The sequence below is a fragment of the uncultured Campylobacter sp. genome (assembly GCF_938018035.1).
In the GTDB taxonomy this organism is placed as follows: Bacteria; Campylobacterota; Campylobacteria; order Campylobacterales; family Campylobacteraceae; genus Campylobacter_B.
Window position 1 is genome coordinate 1 of record NZ_CALIJF010000371.1, and the last position, 5,971, is coordinate 5,971.

A 5,971-nucleotide genomic window follows, 5' to 3' on the forward strand; every position below is an offset into this window, starting at 1 on the left:
TAGTCTATATCAAAACGATGCATCAAAGCAACCTAAACCCCGCCGTGTGGGAGGGTAAGCTATTTGAGTTTCTAAATAAAACAGACGCTCTGATCGAAAAATACGCCGCGGGCGCAGAGCGCTCGCTACAAGACTGGCGCAAGCAGTTGGAGATAGAATTTAAGAATTTGTAGCCGTATTTAGGAATTCCAACCGCTTATAGTCTAAATTTAAGCGTAATATATAGAATTTTAATATTTCAGAAATAGAATTAGCTCCATTCCGAAATTCTAATTAAAGCAGAAATCAAGATAATAATTTAAGCCAGTTTACATTTCAAATTTAATAAATTTTAATAAGCAAGGGAGTACAATTTTAAATATTTTTCAAAGGAGAAGCAATGGCAAAAATTTGTATCACAAAGAGTTCTCATCCCGATTTTACGGTGTTCGTAACAGATAAAGAATACAAGGCAGATCTTTTAGTTTATGTAGTAAATCAGGATTACAAAGCAAAAAGCGATGGGCTATGGTATGTAGTAGACCAAGATAAAAATGGCTACACGAAGATCGCCTACACCAATAACGAAAATAGAGCCGATTTTAAAATTTGCTTCGTTAATAGCGAATATAAAGCAAAATGGCAAAAGTCGAACTCAGCACAAGGTAGATTGTAAATTTTAAAAATTCGCTCGGATTTTTAAAATTTCGATGAAATTCTGCCCGAAATTCTCGAAGTTTCGGGTAAAATCTTCAAGATTTCAAAAATAACTTATGGAATTTAAAAAGGAAAATCTATGGCTAAAAATACTGCCACTTTTACCGATCTACCCGCTAAAAATGATCTTTTTGGGCTAAATCCGTATATTGAAGGGCTTGCTAAGTTTATCGGTATGTGCTCCACTCCACTGACGATAGCTATTCAAGGCGATTGGGGCTCTGGTAAAACATCTATGATGGAAATGACACGTGAAAAGTTAGATACAAAAATTTATCCAGTTTGGTTTAATACGTGGCAATATTCGCAATTTAACCTAGATAGCGAGCTTACAGTTTCATTTATGCGCGAAATAGTAGAATCCATCGGTGCCAAAGGCGAGGTCAGAAAGGGCTTTGATAAAGCGCTAAATTCCATAGGTTCTATCGCGAGAAACGCCGTAACCCTCGCCGCCGATAGATTTTTAGGCGAAAAAATAGGTGCCGCGGTAGGAAACGCTATGGATTGCTTAAACCAAAGTTCTCCTACTTACGCCGCACTTGAAGTTAAAAATTTACGTGCCGAATTTGAAAAATGCGTAAATTTTGCACTCAAAGCTCGCAACAAAGAGAAGCTAGTAATCTTCGTCGATGATTTGGATAGGCTAAACCCATCACGCGCAGTCGAGCTTTTAGAAGTTCTAAAAAATTATTTAGATTGTGAAAAGTGCGTATTTATCCTAGCGGTCGATTCTAGCGTCATATTTCAAGGTGTGCGCGAAAAATATAGCTCAGATATAACGCCTAAAAAAGCAAAAAGCTTTTTCGATAAAATTATTCAAGTACCGTTTAAAATGCCGATCGATATTTATGATATCAAAAATTACGTAAAAAATGCGCTGCAAAATTTAAGTATAAATGTGCGAAGCGAAGACAAGTTGGCTAGATTAACAAATATTATTAAGCTTTCTATCGGTAATAATCCGCGCAGCATGAAAAGACTATTTAACTCTTACAATCTACTTGAGCTCGTAATAAACAGCATAGCCGAAGAGAAATTAAAAGACGATAGCAAATTGATACTCTTTGCTACGCTTTGCATGCAAAATAAATTTGAATATATGTATAAGCTCTTGGTGCAAAATCAAGAGCTTATAAGCGAAGAGTTATTTGAGAAGCTGATAGATTGCAAAAGTGATATATTCGCTTCGGCGAAAGACTTAACAGACGATGAAAAGGCAAATTTTACTGAGTTTTTCAATGAAATTTTATCTCTTTTAGATAGCGATAATAACGGCGTTATAGACGAGAACGAAACAGAGCTTTTAAAAAAGGCTTTAAAGTATTCGTCTATAACCTCAACTGCTACACCTAGCGATACTAAAGGAGGAACGGAGAATTCTAGAGGCGCAAACAAAGCTATTGCCGAAGCGCTTTGCAAGCAGCTAAATGAACACTACAGCTGTGAATTCCATCAAACTTACCGCAGAGGCGATACGACAAACTGCTATATAGTAGTTACGCGCGCGCAAAGTGTAGAGGCTTCAAATGGGCGCGGTCGTATAACTCCTAGCTTTCAAATAGCTTTAATACCAATAGAGAGTGGCAAAATAGCATTAAGCTTATACTTTTATGTACTGCAAAATGGAGGGACTCGCCCGGGCAAAGATTACGACTCATGGCAAGAATACATAGGTGGTGAAAATCCACTAGAAAATGCGGGTTTGCAGGCTCCAATCAAAGCCCCGATGGACGAAGGACAATATGTACCAACCCTAGCGTATGAGAGCTTCTATGTCTCCGCAGGCGAAGTAAAGCCTGGCGACATTACACTATTCGGCGCCATTTGTAAAGTATTTGACTGCGTAAGAGATAAATTTGAAATCGAAACAAAGCTAGGAAGAAATTTATGAGTAAAGAGATCACCAATATTCCGCGCCCTTGTGAAGTAGAGGTAGAAAAATATTTGAGAAAATGGGAGACGCTCGGTAATTATGTTTTACAAGAAAAAGCCATCGTGGAAATTTTTGCACAGCGTCCTACAAATCAAATGATAGAAGATGTGCTTATAAAGGTCTGTTTATTAAACGATTTTTATAGCACAAACATTTTAGACACATTTAGAGTTGCAAAGCATATCCTAAATTTAGACATTGATAAACGACTAAAGGCAGGTGATTTAGGTTTAATAAATGATATTGCAATCGTTACGATGAAAAACGGTAAAAGTAGGAATTTTTATTCATTTGCTAGTAAATACTGCGCACATCATCAAGCAGACGTTTATGCAATCTTTGATTCTTTCGTACAAAAAGATCTTTTATACTTTGCAAAAAAAGATAAATTTTGCGAATTCAAGCGAGATGACCTAAAAAATTATAAGGAATTTAGTCGCATCTTGAGAGAATTCATAAAATTTTATAATCTTAAGCGTTACTCGTTACGCCAAATCGATCAATACTTATGGCTGTTAGGCAAAGAGTATCTATAAATTTAAATGATCTGTAAAATTTTAACCTTAAAGCTCTTAGAGCTTTTAGAATTGGAATTTTCTACTATAATCTACAATCATGTAACCTTTTTATAATTTCTATAATATATATTATCTAAGCGCTTGCCATATAAACGAAGTATCAAAAAAAAATATTATAAATTCAATCATCCAAGCATAAATTTAATTTTGAATGATCGTAGTCTGTAATTTAAAAAAGCGAAATTTGGAAGATAAATTTAAGCGGGAAGATCCCGCTTAAATTTTATTTGCCGCAGCCGCATTTGCCCTGAGCGGCAAGCTTGCGGCGAACATATGCGATTTTGCTTTGAAGCGGAAGGTGCTTAGGGCAGTTGTCCTCGCAGCCTAGCAGCGTCATACAGCCGAATACTCCGTCATCATCGCCGATTAGCTCGTAAAAATCCTCGTCGCTGCGTTTATCCAGCGCATCGATCTGAAAGCGCGCTATGCGGTTGATACCGACGGCGCCGATGAAATCCTTTCGCATTATCGCGGTACCGCAGCTCGCCACGCAGATGCCGCACTCGATGCAGCGATCCAGCTCGAAAACCTCCTGTGCGACCTCAGGTTCGACCTTCTCCTCAAGCTTTGAGATGTCGGTTTCGTGATCGGTATGGATCCAGCTCTCTACGCGTTTGCTCATCGCGTTCATCCAGTTGCCCGTATCAACGCTGAGGTCTTTTAGCAGCTTGAAAACCGGAAGCGGCATAAGCTCGATCACGCCGTCCGGATAGTCCTTAGTAAGTGTGCGGCACGCAAGCTGCGGCTTGCCGTTTACGAGCATACCGCAGCTACCGCAGATACCCGCGCGACAAACGAAGTCGAAGCTTAGCTCGGGATCAAATCTCTCACGAATCACGTTAAGCGCGATAAACAGCGTCATTCCGTCGGTCTCTTCAAGCTCGTAAGTAGCGAAGTGCGGCTTTGAAATTTTGCTTAGCGGATTATACTTAAATGCCTTTATTGTTATTTTTCTACTCATATCCTATACCTGCTCTTTCGTTAGGTGCTTTATATTTTGGCTGCAATTCATAATGCATCAATGCCTCTTGAATTTCATATCTGCCTTTGCCCTCGGCTTGCATTTTCTCGCGAATTTCATCGACCTCTTTTTGGCGCACGGCACTGTCTGGATGCTCGATGATATTGCCTTTGGCGCCGTATCCGCGGAACGCAGGCGGCATCTCCATCTTCATAATATCAAGCGGCTCATAGGTCAAGGTAGGCATCGTATCGCCCTCCTTCCAGCTTGCAAGCGTTCGTTTTAGCCAGTTTAGATCGTCGCGTTTCGGATAATCCTCGCGGAAGTGCGCGCCGCGGCTTTCGGTGCGATCAAGCGCACCCTTGGCGATACAAAGCGCAAGCTTTAGCATCTTCGGCACGCGGTAAGCCTCCTCAAGCTCCGGGTTTCCGAAAAGCTCTTTATTGCTTACTTTGACGTCCAAGGACTGCTTGTAAAGCTCCTCAAGCTCTTTTACGGCTTTGGCTAATCCCTCGCCGGTGCGGAAGATTGCGCAGTGCTCCCACATCACGTCTTTCATCTTGTTTTTGATCTCGAATACGTTAAATTTACCCTCTTTTTCAAGCAGGCTTTTCATGTAGTTTTGCTCTTTATCTACGAATTTTTGTATATCGTGCGTATTGATATCGACGTCGTGTCCTTGGCAATACTCAGCAAAATACTCGCCCACGATCATGCCCGCGACGACGGTTTCGGCGACGGAATTTCCGCCCAAGCGGTTAAAGCCGTGCATATCCCAGCACGCAGCCTCGCCGGCGCTGAATAGTCCCGCTAAAGTCGGACTCTCGCCCGTAGCTTTTGTTTTGATGCCGCCCATCGAGTAGTGCTGCATAGGAAGGATCGGAGCCCAGCCCTTGCCGCGCTTCCTGCCCTGCTCGTCGGTTATTACCTCGGTGTCGGCAGGATCGATGCCGTTGAAAATTTCGCAAATTTCTTGCACGTCGCGTAAATTTTTCTCGATATGCTCGCGTCCGAGGATCGATATGTCAAGCCAAACGTGCTCGCCGTAAGGGCTTTTGACGCCCTTGCCTTTTCTTATATGCTCCATTATGCGGCGGCTTACGACGTCGCGGCTAGCAAGTTCCTTTTTCTCAGGCTCATAATCCGGCATAAAGCGGTAGCCGTCCACATCGCGTAAAATTCCGCCGTCGCCGCGGCAACCCTCGGTAAGCAAAATTCCGCTCGGAACGATAGGGGTCGGGTGAAACTGCACCGCTTCCATATTTCCAAGCTGCGCGACGCCCGTCTCAAGCGCGATAGCTGCGCCGATGCCCTCGCAAACGACGGCGTTTGTGGTGTGTTTATAAACTCTGCCGTAGCCGCCTGTAGCGATCAACGTACCTTTTGATACGTATGCGCTAATTTCGCCGGTAACCAAATCGCGCACGATTGCGCCGTAACAGCGGTTGTTTGCATGAATTAATGCGATCGCTTCTTTTCTATCATGAATATCTACGTTATGCTTTAGCGCTTCGTTTGCAACGGCAAAAAGCATCGTATGTCCCGTAGCGTCGGCGGTATAGCAGGTTCGCCATTTTTTCGTACCGCCGAAGTCGCGGCTGTGAATAAGTCCGTGAACCTCATCTTTTTCGGTGATCGTGGTTTTTTGAGCATTGATAATAGCGCTTCGCTCGCCTTTAGTAATCCTGGTCCAAGGAACGCCCCAGCCCGCAAGCTCGCGGATCGCCTTAGGCGCCGTTTGTGCAAACATCCTAGCGACATCTTGATCGCAGCCCCAGTCGCTTCCTTTTACGGTATCGGCAA

At 42.6% G+C, this 5,971-nt stretch carries 5 protein-coding genes; 3 read left to right on the top strand and 2 right to left on the bottom strand.

Going from position 1 to position 5,971, the window contains the following annotated elements; translation table 11 throughout:
- Positions 1-379 precede the first annotated feature (379 nt).
- The 3 genes from Q0257_RS11240 to Q0257_RS11250 all read left to right on the top strand — a co-directional run bounded on the left by Q0257_RS11240 (position 380) and on the right by Q0257_RS11250 (position 3,165).
- Positions 380-655 (top strand): DUF6150 family protein, encoded by a 276-nt coding sequence (locus tag Q0257_RS11240; protein WP_298024852.1) that lies wholly within the window; start codon positions 380-382, stop codon positions 653-655.
- Positions 656-775: 120 nt separating this feature from the next.
- Positions 776-2,587, top strand: a complete 1,812-nt coding sequence (locus Q0257_RS11245; RefSeq protein ID WP_298024853.1) for a P-loop NTPase fold protein — start codon at positions 776-778, stop codon at positions 2,585-2,587.
- A complete protein-coding gene (locus tag Q0257_RS11250; RefSeq protein ID WP_298024855.1) occupies positions 2,584-3,165 on the top strand; it encodes a hypothetical protein in 582 nt (193 codons plus the stop codon). The genes Q0257_RS11245 and Q0257_RS11250 overlap by 4 nt, the downstream gene beginning before the upstream one ends.
- 265 nt (positions 3,166-3,430) lie before the next feature.
- Here Q0257_RS11250 and Q0257_RS11255 read toward each other — a convergent pair whose 3' ends face one another.
- Positions 3,431-4,168, bottom strand: coding sequence for a fumarate reductase iron-sulfur subunit (locus Q0257_RS11255; protein ID WP_298024856.1), 738 nt, complete (start codon positions 4,166-4,168; stop codon positions 3,431-3,433).
- A partial coding sequence (locus Q0257_RS11260; RefSeq protein ID WP_298024858.1) for a fumarate reductase flavoprotein subunit occupies positions 4,161-5,971 on the bottom strand: 1,811 nt, incomplete at its 5' end. The genes Q0257_RS11255 and Q0257_RS11260, both read right to left, overlap by 8 nt.

Coding starts and splice junctions, on each gene's coding strand:
- Q0257_RS11245 (WP_298024853.1), top strand. CDS start 776: ATGGCTAAAAATACTGCCACTTTTACCGATCTACCCGCTAAAAATGAT.
- Q0257_RS11240 (WP_298024852.1), top strand. CDS start 380: ATGGCAAAAATTTGTATCACAAAGAGTTCTCATCCCGATTTTACGGTG.
- Q0257_RS11250 (WP_298024855.1), top strand. CDS start 2,584: ATGAGTAAAGAGATCACCAATATTCCGCGCCCTTGTGAAGTAGAGGTA.
- Q0257_RS11255 (WP_298024856.1), bottom strand. CDS start 4,168: ATGAGTAGAAAAATAACAATAAAGGCATTTAAGTATAATCCGCTAAGC.